Annotated in this window: 14 protein-coding genes; 7 read left to right on the top strand and 7 right to left on the bottom strand. The window is 60.7% G+C overall.

Features of this window, described 5'->3' with window-relative positions; all coding sequences use genetic code 11:
- Positions 1-88: 88 nt before the first annotated feature.
- The 4 genes from sstT to FOY93_RS19450 form a co-directional block, all read right to left on the bottom strand.
- Positions 89-1,330, bottom strand: coding sequence for a serine/threonine transporter SstT (sstT, locus tag FOY93_RS19465; protein ID WP_115876320.1), 1,242 nt, complete (start codon positions 1,328-1,330; stop codon positions 89-91).
- A 218-nt stretch (positions 1,331-1,548) separates the two neighbouring features.
- On the bottom strand, positions 1,549-2,517 hold the full coding sequence (locus tag FOY93_RS19460) for a TerC family protein (protein ID WP_023309283.1): 969 nt from the start codon (positions 2,515-2,517) through the stop codon (positions 1,549-1,551).
- 251 nt (positions 2,518-2,768) lie between these two features.
- On the bottom strand, positions 2,769-3,767 hold the full coding sequence (locus tag FOY93_RS19455) for a Gfo/Idh/MocA family protein (RefSeq protein ID WP_047072913.1): 999 nt from the start codon (positions 3,765-3,767) through the stop codon (positions 2,769-2,771).
- A gap of 70 nt (positions 3,768-3,837) precedes the next feature.
- Complete coding sequence (locus tag FOY93_RS19450) at positions 3,838-4,341, bottom strand: YgjP-like metallopeptidase domain-containing protein (RefSeq protein WP_023309281.1); 504 nt, start codon at positions 4,339-4,341, stop codon at positions 3,838-3,840.
- Positions 4,342-4,424: 83 nt separating this feature from the next.
- Here FOY93_RS19450 and rlmG point away from each other — a divergent pair, with 83 nt between their 5' ends.
- Complete coding sequence (gene rlmG, locus FOY93_RS19445) at positions 4,425-5,561, top strand: 23S rRNA (guanine(1835)-N(2))-methyltransferase RlmG (RefSeq protein ID WP_143345573.1); 1,137 nt, start codon at positions 4,425-4,427, stop codon at positions 5,559-5,561.
- An 82-nt stretch (positions 5,562-5,643) separates the two neighbouring features.
- Here rlmG and FOY93_RS19440 read toward each other — a convergent pair whose 3' ends face one another.
- The 3 genes from FOY93_RS19440 to lsrR all read right to left on the bottom strand — a co-directional run bounded on the left by FOY93_RS19440 (position 5,644) and on the right by lsrR (position 10,436).
- Positions 5,644-7,665, bottom strand: a complete 2,022-nt coding sequence (locus tag FOY93_RS19440; protein ID WP_143345572.1) for an NADPH-dependent 2,4-dienoyl-CoA reductase — start codon at positions 7,663-7,665, stop codon at positions 5,644-5,646.
- A 185-nt stretch (positions 7,666-7,850) separates the two neighbouring features.
- On the bottom strand, positions 7,851-9,431 hold the full coding sequence (gene lsrK, locus FOY93_RS19435) for an autoinducer-2 kinase (protein WP_143345571.1): 1,581 nt from the start codon (positions 9,429-9,431) through the stop codon (positions 7,851-7,853).
- Positions 9,432-9,464: 33 nt separating this feature from the next.
- Complete coding sequence (lsrR, locus tag FOY93_RS19430; protein ID WP_003862617.1) at positions 9,465-10,436, bottom strand: transcriptional regulator LsrR; 972 nt, start codon at positions 10,434-10,436, stop codon at positions 9,465-9,467.
- Positions 10,437-10,651: 215 nt separating this feature from the next.
- Here lsrR and lsrA point away from each other — a divergent pair, with 215 nt between their 5' ends.
- The 6 genes from lsrA to lsrG are packed head-to-tail and all read left to right on the top strand — an operon-like array spanning position 10,652 to position 16,337.
- Positions 10,652-12,139 (top strand): autoinducer 2 ABC transporter ATP-binding protein LsrA, encoded by a 1,488-nt coding sequence (lsrA, locus tag FOY93_RS19425; protein WP_143345745.1) that lies wholly within the window; start codon positions 10,652-10,654, stop codon positions 12,137-12,139.
- Positions 12,136-13,167, top strand: coding sequence for an autoinducer 2 ABC transporter permease LsrC (gene lsrC, locus FOY93_RS19420; RefSeq protein ID WP_111964928.1), 1,032 nt, complete (start codon positions 12,136-12,138; stop codon positions 13,165-13,167). Before lsrA ends, lsrC begins: the two co-directional genes overlap by 4 nt.
- Positions 13,168-14,145 (top strand): autoinducer 2 ABC transporter permease LsrD, encoded by a 978-nt coding sequence (gene lsrD, locus FOY93_RS19415; RefSeq protein WP_143345570.1) that lies wholly within the window; start codon positions 13,168-13,170, stop codon positions 14,143-14,145.
- A gap of 1 nt (position 14,146) precedes the next feature.
- On the top strand, positions 14,147-15,148 hold the full coding sequence (lsrB, locus tag FOY93_RS19410) for an autoinducer 2 ABC transporter substrate-binding protein LsrB (protein WP_115876313.1): 1,002 nt from the start codon (positions 14,147-14,149) through the stop codon (positions 15,146-15,148).
- Positions 15,149-15,159: 11 nt separating this feature from the next.
- A complete protein-coding gene (lsrF, locus tag FOY93_RS19405) occupies positions 15,160-16,047 on the top strand; it encodes a 3-hydroxy-5-phosphonooxypentane-2,4-dione thiolase (protein WP_115876312.1) in 888 nt (295 codons plus the stop codon).
- Positions 16,044-16,337 (top strand): (4S)-4-hydroxy-5-phosphonooxypentane-2,3-dione isomerase, encoded by a 294-nt coding sequence (lsrG, locus tag FOY93_RS19400; RefSeq protein WP_111964924.1) that lies wholly within the window; start codon positions 16,044-16,046, stop codon positions 16,335-16,337. The genes lsrF and lsrG overlap by 4 nt, the downstream gene beginning before the upstream one ends.
- Positions 16,338-16,345 lie beyond the last annotated feature (8 nt).

Below are 16,345 nucleotides of genomic sequence, written 5' to 3'. Positions count from 1 at the left end.
AGCGGGCTGGTGCCCTCACCCTGACCCTCTCCCACAGGGAGAGGGTACAAACACTAAAAACGGCAACCTCAGGGTTGCCGTTTTGCTGTTAACCTCGCAGGGCGTTCTTCGCTAAACGCGCGTCTTCCGCCTGACAGGCCGCTGCGGTAAACAGCACGTCGGTAGAGGAGTTCAGCGCGGTTTCGCAGGAGTCCTGCAGCACGCCGATGATAAAGCCGACGGCTACCACCTGCATGGCGATTTCGTTCGGGATACCGAACATATTACACGCCAGCGGGATCAGCAGCAGGGAACCGCCCGCCACGCCCGATGCGCCACAGGCACACAGCGACGCCACGACGCTCAACAGCAGCGCGGTTGGCAGATCCACCGGAATGCCCAGCGTATGCACCGCCGCCAGGGTCAGCACAGTAATGGTGATTGCCGCACCCGCCATATTCACGGTTGCACCCAGCGGGATCGAAACGGAATAGGTGTCGCGGTCCAGGTTCAGCTTCTCCGCCAGCGCCATGTTAACCGGAATGTTCGCCGCCGAGCTGCGGGTGAAGAAGGCGGTTACGCCGCTTTCGCGCAGGCAGGTCAGCACGAGCGGATACGGGTTGCGGCGGATCTGCCAGAACACCAGCAGCGGGTTGATCACCAGCGCCACCAGCAGCATACAGCCGACCAGCACAACCAGCAGCTGCGCGTAACCCCACAGTGCGTCAAAACCGGTAGTTGCCAGCGTGGAGGAGACCAGCCCGAAAATACCGACTGGCGCAAAGCGAATCACCAGCTTCACCATAAAGGTCACGGCGTTGGACAAATCGTTGACCAGGTTTTTCGTGGTCTCGTTGCCGTGGCGCAGCGCGAAGCCCAGACCAATCGCCCAGACAAGGATGCCAATGTAGTTTCCGCTCATCAGCGCGGTGATGGGGTTAGAGACCATGCTCATCAGCAGGCCCCGCAGGACTTCGACAATGCCGGACGGCGGCGTGATATCACCGGCCGCGCTGGTCAGGTGCAGCGTGGACGGGAACAGGAAGCTAAACACCACGGCCGTTAAGGCAGCCGAGAAGGTTCCCAGCAGATAAAGGAACAGAATGGGGCGAATGTTGGTTTTTTGTCCGTGCTGGTGGTTGGCAATTGACGCCATGACCAGCATCAGAACCAGTACCGGCGCGACGGCTTTCAGTGCACCTACGAACAGCGTCCCGAGCAGCCCCGTGGCTTCCGCGGCAGGTTTTGACACCATCGCCAGCAGAATACCCAGCACCAGCCCGACCAGAATTTGTTTAACGAGGCTGCCCTGCGCCAGGCGCGCGAACAGACCGCTTGATTGTATGCTCATACATATTTCCTGAGTGAAATTGCGTTCCATCCCGGATGTGCTCTTAGTCACATTTATGTCCGGATGTAAGTAAATGTTTGCCTGGTCGAGTATAGGGAATGTGCCAAAGGAGGGAAGCGTAAAATGCTGGATTTTACGTGTTGCATCATATTTTTTAACTACTGCGTTACAAAAGTGTGTTCACCCTCTCCCTGTGGGAGAGGGCCGGGGTGAGGGGATTACTCCACCTGCTGCTTCTTATCGTGCTGGCGGTTAACCCAGGTATTGATAATTAGCGTCACGATCAGAATGCCAAATACCACGCCGAGCGAAATAGCGATCGGGATATGGTAGAAATCGACGATTAGCATTTTGATACCGATAAACACCAGAATCACCGACAGGCCGTACTTCAGCATGGAGAAACGCTCCGCCGCGCCTGCCAGCAGGAAATACATGGCACGCAGGCCGAGAATGGCGAAAAGGTTAGAGGTCAGGACGATGAACGGGTCGGTGGTTACCGCGAAGATCGCCGGAATGCTGTCCACGGCGAAAATCACGTCGCTCAGCTCAACCAGAATCAGCACCAGCAGCAGCGGGGTGGCAAACAGCAGGCCGTTCTTGCGCACGAAGAAGTGCTCGCTCTCGATCTTGTCGGTCATGCGCAGATGGCCGCGGATCCACTTCACCAGCGGGCGATCGCCAATCGCAGAGCCGTCCTCTTTCGCCAGCGCCATTTTGACCCCGGTGAACAGCAGGAACGCGCCGAAGACGTACAGCAGCCACTCGAACTGGGTAATCAGCCAGCTGCCAGCGAAGATCATGATGGTACGCAGGATAATTGCGCCCAGCACGCCGTACACCAGCACGCGACGCTGCAGAGCCGCAGGTACGGCGAAGTAGCTGAACAGCATCAGCCAGACGAAGACGTTATCAACCGCCAGGGCTTTTTCAATCAGATAGCCGGTGAGGAAGGCAAGCGCCTGAGGGTCGGCAACCGCGCGGCCTTCGGTCGAGGCCAGGTACCACCAGAAGGCGGCGCAGAAGAGCAGAGAGAGGGTGACCCACACCAGCGACCAGGCGGCGGCCTGTTTCATGGTCATGCCGTGCGCGCCGCGACGTCCCTGCAAAAAGAGGTCGATCGCCAGCATGATGAGCACGACAACCGCGAATCCGCCCCACAACATGGGAGTGCCGACAGAATGCATACTATTTTCCTTACACATAAAAAACAAAAACGGCCATGGTCAGAAGACGATAGCCGTTAGCTTTTTATGCATAGACCTCGCCTTCCGGCAAGGTCTCACTTACAACCACGAAGGTTGCCCGGCGACCGGATGCGGTATTGCACGCATCGTAATGACGATCCACCGACGAAGAAGTTACTCCCCTTTGCAGGTAACAAAATATGTCAGACCATTGGTTTCGTCAATGGTCTGCGCCGTTTCATTACACAGCTTTACGCGATAACTTCCGCACTCACGCCGTCTGCAGGGAATACCACGCCGGTCTGGCGGCGGATCTCCGTTTGCAGCTTCGCCGTGGTGCGGCTCACCGCAAGGCCTGGGTGATTCACTTCGTTGTCTTCCACCAGACGGGCGAAGACCTCTGCCTCATAGAGCATAGTGTTAATATGCTGAGGCTGCGTCAGCTCCTGGGCTTTGCCGCCGCGCGGCACGAAGCTCACCTTCTGGCACTCGGAGATTTTCTCGATGACCAGCGAGCCCGCTTCGCCCTGAATTTCGCTCGGCAGGACAGAGTCGCTCACCTTGGAGTGCTGCAGCGTGACGCTGAAATCCCCGTAGTCCAGCACCGCGACACCGTGCGCATCCACGCCGCTCTCCAGCAGGCTGGCGGTAGCCGTGACGCCGTGCGGTTCGCCCCACAGGGCCACTGCAGAGGCCAGGCAGTAAAATCCGATATCCATTATCGAGCCGTTCGAGAACGCCGGGTTAAAGGTGTTCGGGTTCTCGCCGTCCAGATAGCGCTGGTAGCGCGACGAGTACTGGCAGTAGTTAATAAAGGCTTTGCGTACCTTGCCGATTTTCGGCAGGGACTGCTGCAGCAGCAGGAAATTCGGCAGGCTGGCGGTTTTGAACGCTTCGAAAAGAACCACCTGGTTTTCGCGGGCAAGCGCAATGGCCGCCTCCACTTCCTCAATATTTGATGCCAGCGGCTTCTCGCAAATCACATGCTTTTTATGGCTGAGGAACAGCTTCGTTTGCGGAAAGTGCAGGGAGTTCGGGCTGGCGATATAGACCGCGTCAATGGCATCGCTTTGCGCCATCTCATCAAGCGAGGTGAAGAGATGCTCAACGAGGTAATCGTTGGCAAAACTCTGCGCCTGCTCAAGGCTGCGGGAATAGACTGCGGTAAGTTTCAGTTTGCCGGTTTCGTGGGCGGCGTCGACGAACTGGCGCGTGATCCAGTTCGTTCCAATGACTGCGAAACGTATCATAGACGTTTACGTACTCCGTAGCGGGGAACCTTTAGCCACTGTAGCACGTCATCATGACAATTCGCGTGCGCTATTCCGCATTACCATTTAACGATAAATGCGTAAGCCACAGACGGGTATCAAACTCCAGCTGGTGGTACTGTGGCTCCATGTGGCAGCACAGGGAATAGAACGCTTTGTCGTGCTCTTTCTCTTTCAGGTGTGCCAGCTCATGGACGACGATCATCCGCAGAAAGGCTTCCGGCGCGTTGCGGAAAACCGTCGCGACGCGGATTTCGGCCTTTGCCTTCAGCTTGCCCCCCTGCACGCGGGAGACGGCGGTGTGCAGGCCGAGCGCGTTTTTCAGCACGTGGATCTTGTTGTCGTACATCACCTTGTTGATCGGCGGCGCGCTCTTCAGATACCGGCTTTTCAGATCCTGCGTATACTGCCAGAGGGCCTTATCGGTCGCGAAATCGTGGGTGCCGGGATAGCGTTTTTCCAGCACTGCGCCGAGCTTCTGCTCGGCAATCAGGCTGCGAACCTGAGTCAGTAAATGCTCCGGATAGCCCTGGAGATAAGTAAGTTGGTTCATCAAAAGCCCAAATTAATGCGAAAACGGGTATACTCACGCACCCTTTTCAGGGATACGCCAAATTTTACCATTCAGGAGGGCCGATGAGCCACTTAGACAACGGTTTCCGTTCACTCAACCTTAAACGTTTCCCGGAAACGGACGACGTTAACCCGCTTCAGGCGTGGGAAGCGGCGGATGAATATCTGCTGCAACAGTTGGATGAGACTGAAATCCGCGGCCCGGTTTTGATCCTGAATGACGCCTTCGGCGCGCTGGGCTGCGCCCTGACAGAGCACACGCCTTACAGCATTGGCGATTCCTACCTGAGCGAACTGGCGACGCGTGAAAACCTGCGCCATAACGACATCGACGAGTCCAGCGTGAAGTTCCTCGACAGCACCGCGGACTACCCGCAGGCGCCGGGCGTGGTGCTGATCAAAGTGCCAAAAACCATGGCGCTGCTGGAGCAGCAGCTGCGCGCGCTGCGTAAGGTCGTGACGCCTGAAACGCGCATCATCGCGGGTGCCAAAGCGCGCGATATTCACACCTCGACGCTGGAGCTGTTCGAGAAGGTCCTCGGCCCAACCACCACCACGCTGGCGTGGAAAAAAGCGCGCCTGATTAACTGCACCTTCAGCGCGCCGGAGCTGGCCGACGCGCCAGAGACCCTGAGCTGGACGCTGGAAGGGACCGACTGGACCATCCACAACCACGCGAACGTCTTCTCCCGCACCGGTCTGGATATCGGCGCGCGCTTCTTTATGGAACATCTGCCGGAAAATCTGGAAGGAGAGATTGTCGACCTGGGCTGCGGCAACGGCGTGATTGGCCTGACGCTGCTGGCGAAGAACCCGGAGGCCAGCGTGGTGTTCAGCGACGAATCGCCGATGGCGGTGGCCTCCAGCCGTCTGAACGTTGAAACCAATATGCCGGACGCGCTGGACCGCTGCGAGTTTATGATCAACAACGCGCTGTCCGGCGTAGAGCCGTTCCGCTTTAACGCCGTGTTCTGCAACCCGCCGTTCCACCAGAAGCACGCCCTGACGGATAACGTCGCGTGGGAGATGTTCCACCACGCGCGCCGCTGCCTGAAGATTAACGGCGAGCTGTACATCGTGGCCAACCGCCACCTGGATTACTTCCACAAGCTGAAGAAGATTTTCGGCAACTGCGTCACCATTGCGACGAACAATAAGTTCGTGGTGCTGAAGGCGGTGAAGCTGGGACGTCGTCGTTAAGATTGTTTTGCCTGGCGGCGCTTCGCTTGCACAGGCCTACGGTTTTGTAGGCCCGGTAAGCGCAGCGCCACCGGGCAATGCCCTAGATCGCCAGAGCTAATTTCGTCCCCTGCGCAATCGCGCGCCGCGCGTCCAGCTCCATCGCCACGTCGCACCCGCCAATCAGATGCACTGTTTTACCGGCCTCGCGCAGCGGATCGGCCAGATCGCGCTTTGGCTCCTGCCCGGCGCACAAAATGACATGATCCACGCGCAGCAGCTGCGGCTCGCCGCCGATCGTGACGTGCAGCCCCTCGTCGTCGATCTTGTGGTAGCTGACAGCCGGGATCATCTTCACCCCGCGTGAGAGCAGGGTGGCGCGGTGGATCCAGCCGGTCGTTTTGCCCAGCCCTTCGCCCGGCTTGCTGGCCTTACGCTGCAGCATCACGATCTGGCGCGGGCTTTTCGGCAGCTGCGGCCCTTCCGGGCGCAGGCCACCGGACTGGCTGAGGCTGGTATCAATGCCCCATTCGACGCAAAACTCGGCAATGTTCTGGCTGGTCGCCTCGCCCGGCTGGCTCAAATACATGGCGGTATCAAAGCCGATCCCGCCGCAGCCGATAATCGCCACCTTCTCGCCAACCGGTACTTTGTCACGCAGCACGTCGAGATAGCTCAGCACTTTTGGATGATCGATACCCTCGATCGCAGGCGTGCGCGGTACGATCCCGCTCGCCAGAATCACCTCATCGAAATCAGTCAGATCCGCCGCGCTGACAAACTGGTTAAGCCGCAGCTCGACGCCCGTCAGCTCGATCATCCGGCGGTAGTAGCGCAGCGTTTCGTAGAACTCCTCTTTGCCGGGGATCTGTTTGGCGATATTAAACTGCCCGCCAATCTCCCCCAGCGCATCAAACAGCGTCACGCTGTGCCCGCGCGAGGCGGCATTGACCGCAAACGCCAGGCCCGCAGGCCCTGCGCCGACAACCGCCAGGCGTTTTTTCGCTGTCGCCGGGATTACCGGCATTTTGGTTTCGTGGCAGGCGCGCGGGTTGACGAGGCAGGAGGTCACTTTCCCGACGAAGATCTGATCCAGGCATGCCTGATTACAGCCGATGCAGGTGTTGATCTCATCCGCGCGGCCGCTTTGCGCTTTGGACAGCAGCTCGGCATCGGCCAGGAACGGGCGCGCCATCGACACCATGTCGGCATCGCCGCGCGAAATCACATCGTCCGCCACCTGCGGATCGTTAATGCGGTTGGTGGTGACCAGCGGAACAGACACTTTCCCTTTCAGCCTGCGCGTTACCCAGCTGAACGCCGCGCGCGGCACCGGCGTGGCGATGGTCGGAATGCGCGCCTCGTGCCAGCCAATCCCTGTGTTGATAATCGTCGCACCTGCGGCTTCAATCGCCTGCGCCAGCTGCACGGTTTCGTCAAACGTGCCGCCGCCCTCCACCAGGTCGAGCATCGACAGGCGGAAGATGATAATAAAATCCGCGCCCGCACGTTCGCGCACGGCGCGCACGACTTCTACAGCAAAGCGCATCCGGCGGGCATAGTCGCCGCCCCATTCGTCGTCGCGCTGGTTGGTGCGGGCCGCGAGGAACTCGTTAATCAGATAGCCTTCTGAGCCCATTACCTCCACGCCGTCGTAGCCCGCCTCACGCGCCAGCGCCGCGCAGCGGGCAAAGTCGTCGATCAGCGCCAGGATCTCGTCGTGGGTGAGGGCGTGAGGTTTAAAGCGGTTGATCGGCGCCTGAATGGCCGACGGTGCGACCAGGTTAGGCTGGTAGCTGTAGCGTCCGGTGTGCAGGATTTGCAGGGCGATTTTACCGCCCTCGCTGTGCACCGCGTCGGTCACAATGCGGTGGTGCGGCAGCTGCGACGCATCGTTCAGCACCGCGCCGCCCTCCATGCCGACGCCGGAAGGGGTAGGGGCTACACCGCCGGTGACAATCAGCGCCACCCCGTGGCGGGCGCGTTCGGCATAGAAGGCCGCCAGACGCTCGGCCCCGTCCGGATGCTCCTCCAGCCCGGTGTGCATCGAGCCCATCAACACGCGGTTTTTAAGGATGGTAAACCCCAGATCGAGGGGGGCGAATAACGACGGGTAGCGGCACATAGTCTCTTCCAGTGTAAAATTATTGTTATGTGGTCGGATGAGTTACTAATTTAGCCAGCGGCAGCGGAAAGGTAAAAGCGGGATCGAATGATTGTGATAGATCTCAAAGAACTTCCCCAGTGGCGCTGCGCTTACCGGGGCTACAAAACCCCAGGACAGATAAGCGTAGCGCCATCCGGCGTTATTTACGGCGCCGCTGCCCGGACCAGCCCCGGAGCCTGCCACATCGAGGTCGTCAGCCCGTTGTCCACCAGCCCGAGCTGGTCGGCGTACACCGCCTGCCATTTCTGCATCATGCCGTCGTACAGCTCCCGGTGTTGCGGGTTCGGCGTGAACTCGCGGCTCCACTTCACCAGCCGCTCGCCCGTCGAGGCCATATCGGCAAACAGCCCCGCGCCAGCACCTGCCGCAATCGCGCAGCCGAGCGCCGTCGCCTCTTTCACTTCCGGCACGCGCACCGGCAGGCCGGTGACGTCGCTTAAGATCTGGCTCCACAGAGCGCCTTTGGAACCGCCGCCCGCAAACACCAGGCTTTCAAACGTTACGCCGGAGAAGCGCGAAATCTGCGCCAGGTTGCAGGCCGAGACGATCGCCGCATTCTCCTCCAGGGCGCGGAACAGCGTCGCTTTGTTGCATTTTTCCGGGTCGATGGAGAGGTTAATAAACGACGGCGCGGCGTGGTACCACTGCTTAAAATGCATCGCGTCGGAGAAGATCGGCATCACCCCGTGGGAACCCGCCGGCACGCGGCTCGCCATCTCTTCCAGCAGGGAGTAGGTGTCCATCCCCATCCGCTCGGCAATCAGCTTTTCCTCCGCGCAGAAGGCGTCGCGGAACCAGCGCATGGTCAGCCCGGTAAAGAAGCTGATCGACTCCGCCTGCGCCATGCCGGGAATGACGTGCGGGTTCACGCGGATGTTCATCTCAGGATCGGTGCGCACCTGCGGCAGGTTGACCACCTGCTGCCAGAAGGTACCGCCCAGCACCGCCGTTTGTCCGGCGCGAACCACGCCCAGCCCCAGACAGCCCAGCTGTACGTCGCCGCCGCCCATCACTACCGGCGTGCCTTCGCGCAGGCCGCTCTGCTGCGCGGCCTCTTTGGTAATCGCGCCCAGCACGGTACCGGTCTCTTTCACCGGGGAGAGGATATCGGCGCGCAGCCCGGCCATGTCGAGCAGCGCCGGACGCCAGTCGCGGGAAAACAGATCCAGCATGCCGGTGGTGCCCGCGTTAGACGGGTCGACCGCCAGCTCGCCGGAGAGCTTCGCCGCCAGCCAGTCGCTGATCATGGTGATGGTCGCGGCGTTGCGGTAAATATCCGGACGATGGTGCGCCAGCCACAGCAGGCGCGGCATGGCGCTCAGCGCCAGCGTCTGGCCGGATACCTCATACACTTCGGATTCAAAACGGTCATCGTGGATCTCTTTGAGTTCGGCCACTTCGCGGCTGGCGCGGGCGTCGACGTTGGCGCAGGCCCAGATGGCCTCGCCGTTGCGGTCATACAGCACGATCCCTTCGCGCATTGAACAGCAGGCGACGGACTGAATATCTGCCGCGGTCAGATTCGCGCGCGACAGCGCCTGATGAATGCACCGGCAGGCCAGCTGCCAGTTGGTCTCGAGGTCGAACTCCATCGACCCCGGCACGTTCTCAACGCTCAGGTGCTTCCACTCGGCCTGACCGACGGCAATCTGGTTGCCCTGTAAATCGAAAATAACGGCGCGAACGCTGCCTGTCCCTGCATCTAACGCTAAAAGGTAACTCATGAGCTTGCCTCGCTGTTAGCGCAGGGCGGGCTCTCATTTGGCCAGAGCCAGCACCGCGCGGGCTGTCGTCTCTTCCGTCACCAGGCCATTGATACGGCGACCCTTCAGTGCGGCATAAATCGCATCGGCTTTCTCTTCCCCGCCGGCCACGCCAACGATGGTGGGCAGCTGCGCCAGCTCATCAAGCGAGACGCCGAGTAATTCTTTATGGATCTCCAGCTCCTCAACGCATTCGCCTTCGGCATTGAGGAAATAGCCGAGAATGTCGCCGACCGCGCCTTTGCGGGCGTACATCAGCTGTTCACCTTCGCTGATATAGCCGGAGCGCAGTATCGTAGCGTCGCGGCGCTGGTTGACCGAACCAATGCCAACCACCGCGACATCGGCGGCGGTGGCGGCGAGGATCACGTCCCGCACGCTGGTTTCACGTTTTAAGATCCCGGCCACTTCGGCGGAAGACACGCGAAGCGGGGCGGGGATCATGCTGACGCTGCAGGCGGCGTCCAGCTGTCCAATACCGGTCATATATGGCCCGACGCCGCCGGAGAGCGTCACGAGGCGGATCTGCTGCGAGCTGATAAAGCCGCTCAGGTGCTGCAGGCTGCTCATGGTGGTTTCACCGAACCCCACCGCCAGCAGCTGGCCGGGTTCCAGCACGCCCATCAGCGACTGCGCCGCGCCAATGCCTAACCGCACGTTCATCGGCGGCGTATTCAGGGCGGGCATCACGCGCACCAGCTTCAGGCCAAAGCGCTGCTGTAGCTCGGTTTCCAGCGCCAGGCATCCCTCGTAGCGGGAGTTAATCTGCACGCGGATCACCCCGGACTGACGGCCTTTTTCCAGCAGGCGAGAAATCTTCAAACGCGGCAGCCCGAGCCGCTCGCCGATATCGTTCTGGGTCAGCCCGTCGTGGTAGTAGCACCAGGCTACGCGCGCCACCAGCTCCTCTTCCGCCAGCGCCAGCCCGGCAAACCTTCCTTCTTCCGCAGTGCGTTTATCGCTCATAGTTGAACTCTTATAAAAATTTAGATCATATGTTCGTGATGACGCGGAGGGAAAGTGTGAGCCACGCGACAAAACGGATCATTTCGATCGTTTCTGGTTTATTTGAATCTCAATCGATAAAACTGTGATCCCTGCACGGTTGTAAATATAGTTCACCGTCTACGCTTTTGAACATTATTAAATCTAAAAATCATTTGTTCAATAGCGGAGCGATGATGACACCACTTCTCGACGCGCGGAATATCAGCAAGCAGTTCTCAGGCGTGCCGGTTCTGAAAGGCATTGATTTCACGCTGCTTGCGGGCCAGGTGCACGCGCTGATGGGCGGAAACGGCGCGGGAAAATCGACGCTGATGAAGATCATCGCCGGGGTCGAGACGCCGGACAGCGGTGAACTTTCCGTCGAGGGGCAGTCATATGCGCGGCTGACGCCCGTGCAGGCGCACAGGCTCGGCATTTACCTGGTGCCGCAGGAGCCGCTGCTGTTCCCCAACCTTACGGTGCGGGAAAACATCCTGTTCCGCCTGCCGCGCGAACGCGATCGGGAAAAGCGGCTGGAGGAGAAGCTTGAGCAACTGCATTGCCAGCTCAACCTCGACGCCGCCGCCAGCACCCTGGAGGTGGCGGATCAGCAGATGGTGGAGATCCTGCGCGGATTAATGCGCAACGCCAGGATCCTGATCCTCGACGAGCCCACGGCCTCCCTCACGCCGGGCGAAACCGAACGGCTGTTTCGTCAGATCCGCGCCCTGCAGGCACTCGGCGTCGGGATCGTGTTTATCTCCCATAAGCTGCCGGAAATTCGCATGCTGTCGAGCCACGTCTCGGTGATGCGCGACGGCGCGGTGGTGCTGAGCGGCGAAACCGCGCAGTTTGACGATAGCGCCCTGATCGCCGCCATGACGCCGGTGAGCCGCGAGAAATCCCTGAGCGATACGCAAAAGCTGTGGCTGGCGCTGCCGGGCAACCGCCGCACCCAGCCGCAGGATTTTCCGGTGCTGCGGGTAGAGGACCTGACCGGAGAAGGGTTTATCGAGCTGAGCCTTGAGATCTACGCCGGGGAGATCGTCGGGCTGGCCGGGCTGGTCGGATCCGGGCGCACCGAATTTGCCGAAACCCTTTATGGCCTGCGGCCGGTGCGCGGGGGCCGCATCTGGCTGGAAAATCAGGAGATCGCCGGCGATCCGGTAAGTTCACGCCTGGAAAAAGGGCTAGTCTACCTGCCGGAAGACAGGCAGGTGTCCGGCCTGTTCCTCGACGCGCCGATCCGCTGGAACACCGTGGCGCTGAACGAGCCGTCGCTCTGGCAGCAGCGGAAAAGAGAGTCCGCGGTGGTGGAGCGCTATCACCGAGCGCTGGGGATCAAGCTCAACCATGCGGATCAAACCGTGCGCACGCTCTCCGGCGGCAACCAGCAGAAGGTGCTGCTTGCACGCTGTCTGGAAGCCAACCCGTTATTGCTGATCGTCGACGAGCCGACGCGCGGCGTGGACGTCTCGGCGCGCGCCGATATCTACCAGCTTATCAAAAGCGTGGCGGCGCAGAACGTGGCGGTGCTGATGATCTCAAGCGATCTCGATGAGTTTCCGGGCCTCGCGGACCGCGTGCTGGTGATGCACCAGGGCGTGCTCAGCGGCGAACTGCCGCGCCACGCCGTCAGCCTCGATCGCATGATGGCGCTGGCGTTCGGAGGGCAATCATGAAGACCTTACTGAAAAACCGCGAGCTGAGCGCGTTTCTCGCCATTCTGGCGCTGTTCGCCGTGCTGGTGGCGCTGAATCCCTCTTACTTCAGCCTGCAGACGCTGGGGATGATCTTCGCCAGCTCGCAGATCCTGATCCTGCTGGCCATCGGCGCGGCGCTGGTAATGCTGACCCGCAATATCGACGTGTCCGTCGGTTCAACGGTCGGGTTGTCCGCCATCGCCGTCGGCGTGGCGCTGAACGGCGGCTACAGCCTGCCCGTTTCCATTCTCTTCGCACTGTCGATCGGGGCGCTGGCCGGGGCGTTCAACGGTTTTCTGGTGGTGGGGCTGCGCATTCCGGCGATTGTCGCGACCCTCGGCACGCTGGGGCTGTACCGCGGGGCGATGCTGCTCTGGACGGGAGGAAAGTGGATTGAAGGGCTGCCGCCGGGGTTGAAATCCCTCTCTGAGCCTGCCGCCGTCGGCGTATCGCCCCTTGGCATGGTGGTGTTGACCATCGCGGCCACAGGCGCGTGGACGCTGTCGCGCACCGCGTTCGGGCGTGATTTCTACGCGGTGGGGGATAACCTCGCCGCCGCGCGCCAGCTGGGCGTAGCGGTGAACCGCACCCGCATGATCGCCTTTACCCTGAACGGCATGCTGGCGGCCTGCGCCGGGATCGTCTTTGCCGCGCAGATTGGCTTTGTGCCTAACCAGACCGGCAGCGGGCTGGAGATGAAGGCCATCGCCGCCTGCGTACTGGGTGGCATTTCGCTGCTGGGCGGCACGGGGACGCTGATTGGCGCGCTGCTCGGTGCGTTCTTCCTGACGCAAATCGACACCGTGCTGGTGCTGTTCAGGCTCCCGGCGTGGTGGAACGACTTTATCGCCGGGCTGGTGCTGCTGGGAGTGCTGGTGCTCGACGGGCGTCTGCGCCAGGCGCTGGCGCGGCATCAGCGGGCGCTGAAGTACGGTCGCTTCCAGCCGGGTAACAGAGGGGGAAAGCACGTCACCCCCTTTCCCAAACGTAAAAAAGAGGTGGCGTAAATGAGGCTTAACTGGGAAAGCGCGCTGCTGATTTTACTGGTGCTGGAGATCCTGCTCTTCGGCGCCATCAACCCGCGCATGCTCGATATCAACATGCTGCTGTTCAGCACCAGCGACTTCATCTGCATCGGCATTGTGGCGCTGCCGCTTACGCTGGTGATCGTCAGCGGTGGGATCGACATCTCCCTCGGCTCGACCATCGGCCTGTGCGCGATTGCGTTGGGGGTGATGATGCAGGCGGGCTGGCCGATGGCGGTCGCCGTTCCGCTGACGCTGCTGCTCGGCCTGCTGTGCGGGCTGATGAATGCGGCGCTGATCCACTACACCGGCATCAGCCCTTTGGTTATCACCCTCGGCACGCTCTACCTCTACGGCGGCGGGGCGCTGCTGCTCTCCGGCATGGCGGGGGCCACGGGCTACGAGGGAATCAGCGGTTTCCCGGACGGCTTCACGGCGTTCGCTAACCTCACGGTGTTGGGCCTGCCGATCCCATTGGTCTTGTTCGCGGTAATCACCGTCTTCTTCTGGCTCATTACCCACCGGGGGCGCTTTGGCCGTCATCTGTTCCTGATTGGCCAAAATCCGCGTGCGGCACGCTATGCGGCGCTGTCGGTGAACGGCATGCCCTACGCGCTGTACGGCCTGGTGGGCGTTGCCTCCGCGATTGCCGCGCTGGTCATGGTCTCCTATTTCGGCTCCGCACGTTCGGATCTTGGGCGCGATTTACTGATGCCCGCGCTCACCGCCGCCGTGCTCGGCGGAGCCAATATCTACGGAGGTTCAGGTTCGGTTGTCGGTACGGCGCTGGCGGCGCTGCTGGTGGGGTATCTCCAGCAGGGTTTACAGATGGTCGGTATCCCCAATCAGGTGTCGAGCGCGCTGTCAGGGGCGCTGCTGGTTGTGGTGGTGATGGGACGTTCGCTGAGTCTGCACCGCGAATGGGTGCGATCTCTCTTTAGAAAACTATCCGGAGCGTAAGATGAAAACAAAACTGCTCGTCCTGGCAATGGCCCTCAGCTTCGCTTCGGCGCAGGCGGCGGACCGCATTGCCTTTATCCCGAAGCTGGTGGGCGTGGGCTTCTTCACCAGCGGCGGCAACGGCGCGAAAGAGGCGGGGAAAGATCTTGGCGTGGACGTGACCTACGACGGCCCGACCGAGCCGAGCGTTTCCGGCCAGGTGCAGCTCATCAATAACTTCGTCAACCAGGGCTATAACGCCATTATCGTCTCCGCCGTGTCGCCGGACGGGCTGTGTCCGGCGCTTAAGCGCGCGATGCAGCGCGGCGTCAAGGTCCTGACCTGGGATTCCGACACCAGGCCGGAGTGCCGCAGCATCTACATCAACCAGGGGACGCCGGAACAGCTGGGCGGCCTGCTGGTGGAGATGGCGGGCAAGCAGGTCACCAAACCGAATGCCAAAGTGGCGTTCTTCTACTCAAGCCCCACCGTCACCGACCAGAACCAGTGGGTGAAAGAGGCGAAGGCCAAAATCGAGAAAGATCACCCCCAGTGGCAGATCGTAACGACCCAGTTTGGCTATAACGACGCCACCAAATCATTGCAAACCGCCGAAGGGATCTTAAAAGCCTACCCGGATCTGGATGCGATTATCGCCCCGGACGCCAACGCGCTGCCGGCCGCGGCGCAGGCGGCGGAAAACCTGAAGCGGGAAGGGGTGGCGATTGTCGGCTTCAGCACGCCGAACGTGATGCGCCCGTACGTTGAGCGCGGCACGGTGAAGGCCTTCGGCCTGTGGGACGTGGTGCAACAGGGCAAAATTGCGGTCAATGTCGCCGATCGTTTGCTTAAAAAAGGCGATCTTAACGTCGGCGACAGCGTGGACGTAAAAAACATCGGGGCGCTGAAGGTCGAGCCGAACAGCGTGCAGGGCTACCAGTATGAGGCGAAGGGCAACGGCATCGTGCTGCTGCCGGAGCGGGTGGTGTTCACCAAAGAGAACATCAGCAAATACGATTTCTGACGGGGGAGCAAATGGCTGATTTAGACGACATCAAAGACGGTAAGGATTTTGGCATCGGCACGCCGCAGCAGAATGTGCCGTTCACGCTGAAAGGCTGCGGCTCGCTGGACTGGGGCATGCAGTCGCGGCTGGCGCGCATCTTTAACCCAAACAGCAACCGCACGGTGATGCTGGCCTTTGACCACGGCTATTTTCAGGGGCCAACCACTGGCCTTGAGCGTATCGATCTCTCCATCGCGCCGCTGTTTGGTGAAACCGACGTGCTGATGTGCACCCGCGGCATCCTCAGGAGCCAGGTACCCGCCGCGACGAACAAACCGGTGGTTCTGCGCGCCTCCGGCGGTAACTCGATTCTGGGCGAACTCTCCAACGAGTGCGTGGCGGTGGCGATGGAAGACGCGTTGCGCCTGAACGTCTGCGCGGTGGCAGCGCAGGTCTATATCGGAAGCCCGTTTGAGCATCAGTCGATTAATAACATCATCAAGCTGGTGGACGCTGGCGCGCGCTACGGCATGCCGACGCTGGCGGTGACGGGCGTCGGCAAAGAGATGGCGCGCGACGCTCGGTATTTCTCGCTGGCAAGCCGCATCGCCGCCGAAATGGGGGCGCAGTTCGTCAAAACCTACTACGTGGATGAGGGTTTTGAAAAAGTGACCGCCAGCTGCCCGGTGCCGATCGTTATCGCAGGGGGCAAAAAGCTGCCGGAGCACGAGGCGCTGGAGATGTGCTGGCGCGCGATAGACCAGGGCGCGTCCGGCGTGGACATGGGGCGCAACATCTTCCAGTCCAGCGCGCCGCTCGCCATGCTCAAGGCGGTGAAAAAAGTGGTTCACGAGAGCTGGAATGCCCGCGATGCGTTCCAGTTCTGGCAGGAAGAGAAACAGGGAGAAGCAAAATGAACGTGACGCTGGTAGAGATCAACATTAAGCCAGAGCGGGTAGACGAGTTTCTGGAAGTGTTTCGCGCCAACCACGAGGGCGCAATCCAGGAGCCGGGGAACCTGCGTTTTGACGTATTGCAGGACCCGAGGGTAAAAACCCGATTCTTTATCTACGAAGCCTATAAAGACGAAGAGGCGGTGCTGGCTCACAAGCAAACCCCGCACTATCTGGCGTGCGTGGAGAAGCTTGAGGAGCTGATGTCGGAGCCGCGTAAAAAGCGCAGCTTTGTTGGGTTGTTGCCGGAGTAACAGGCGTT

It is taken from the genome of Enterobacter sp. 18A13, assembly GCF_007035975.1.
Taxonomy (GTDB): Bacteria; Pseudomonadota; Gammaproteobacteria; order Enterobacterales; family Enterobacteriaceae; genus Enterobacter; species Enterobacter vonholyi.
The sequence above is the reverse complement of the archived record's forward strand: the minus strand, read 5'-3'. Positions and strand labels throughout refer to the sequence as shown.

What these genes read in the sequence shown, in the direction of transcription:
- sstT (WP_115876320.1), bottom strand. Translation starts at nt 1,330, where the DNA reads ATGAGCATACAATCAAGCGGTCTGTTCGCGCGCCTGGCGCAGGGCAGC.
- FOY93_RS19460 (WP_023309283.1), bottom strand. Translation starts at nt 2,517, where the DNA reads ATGCATTCTGTCGGCACTCCCATGTTGTGGGGCGGATTCGCGGTTGTC.
- FOY93_RS19455 (WP_047072913.1), bottom strand. Translation starts at nt 3,767, where the DNA reads ATGATACGTTTCGCAGTCATTGGAACGAACTGGATCACGCGCCAGTTC.
- FOY93_RS19450 (WP_023309281.1), bottom strand. Translation starts at nt 4,341, where the DNA reads ATGAACCAACTTACTTATCTCCAGGGCTATCCGGAGCATTTACTGACT.
- rlmG (WP_143345573.1), top strand. Translation starts at nt 4,425, where the DNA reads ATGAGCCACTTAGACAACGGTTTCCGTTCACTCAACCTTAAACGTTTC.
- FOY93_RS19440 (WP_143345572.1), bottom strand. Translation starts at nt 7,665, where the DNA reads ATGTGCCGCTACCCGTCGTTATTCGCCCCCCTCGATCTGGGGTTTACC.
- lsrK (WP_143345571.1), bottom strand. Translation starts at nt 9,431, where the DNA reads ATGAGTTACCTTTTAGCGTTAGATGCAGGGACAGGCAGCGTTCGCGCC.
- lsrR (WP_003862617.1), bottom strand. Translation starts at nt 10,436, where the DNA reads ATGAGCGATAAACGCACTGCGGAAGAAGGAAGGTTTGCCGGGCTGGCG.
- lsrA (WP_143345745.1), top strand. Translation starts at nt 10,652, where the DNA reads ATGACACCACTTCTCGACGCGCGGAATATCAGCAAGCAGTTCTCAGGC.
- lsrC (WP_111964928.1), top strand. Translation starts at nt 12,136, where the DNA reads ATGAAGACCTTACTGAAAAACCGCGAGCTGAGCGCGTTTCTCGCCATT.
- lsrD (WP_143345570.1), top strand. Translation starts at nt 13,168, where the DNA reads ATGAGGCTTAACTGGGAAAGCGCGCTGCTGATTTTACTGGTGCTGGAG.
- lsrB (WP_115876313.1), top strand. Translation starts at nt 14,147, where the DNA reads ATGAAAACAAAACTGCTCGTCCTGGCAATGGCCCTCAGCTTCGCTTCG.
- lsrF (WP_115876312.1), top strand. Translation starts at nt 15,160, where the DNA reads ATGGCTGATTTAGACGACATCAAAGACGGTAAGGATTTTGGCATCGGC.
- lsrG (WP_111964924.1), top strand. Translation starts at nt 16,044, where the DNA reads ATGAACGTGACGCTGGTAGAGATCAACATTAAGCCAGAGCGGGTAGAC.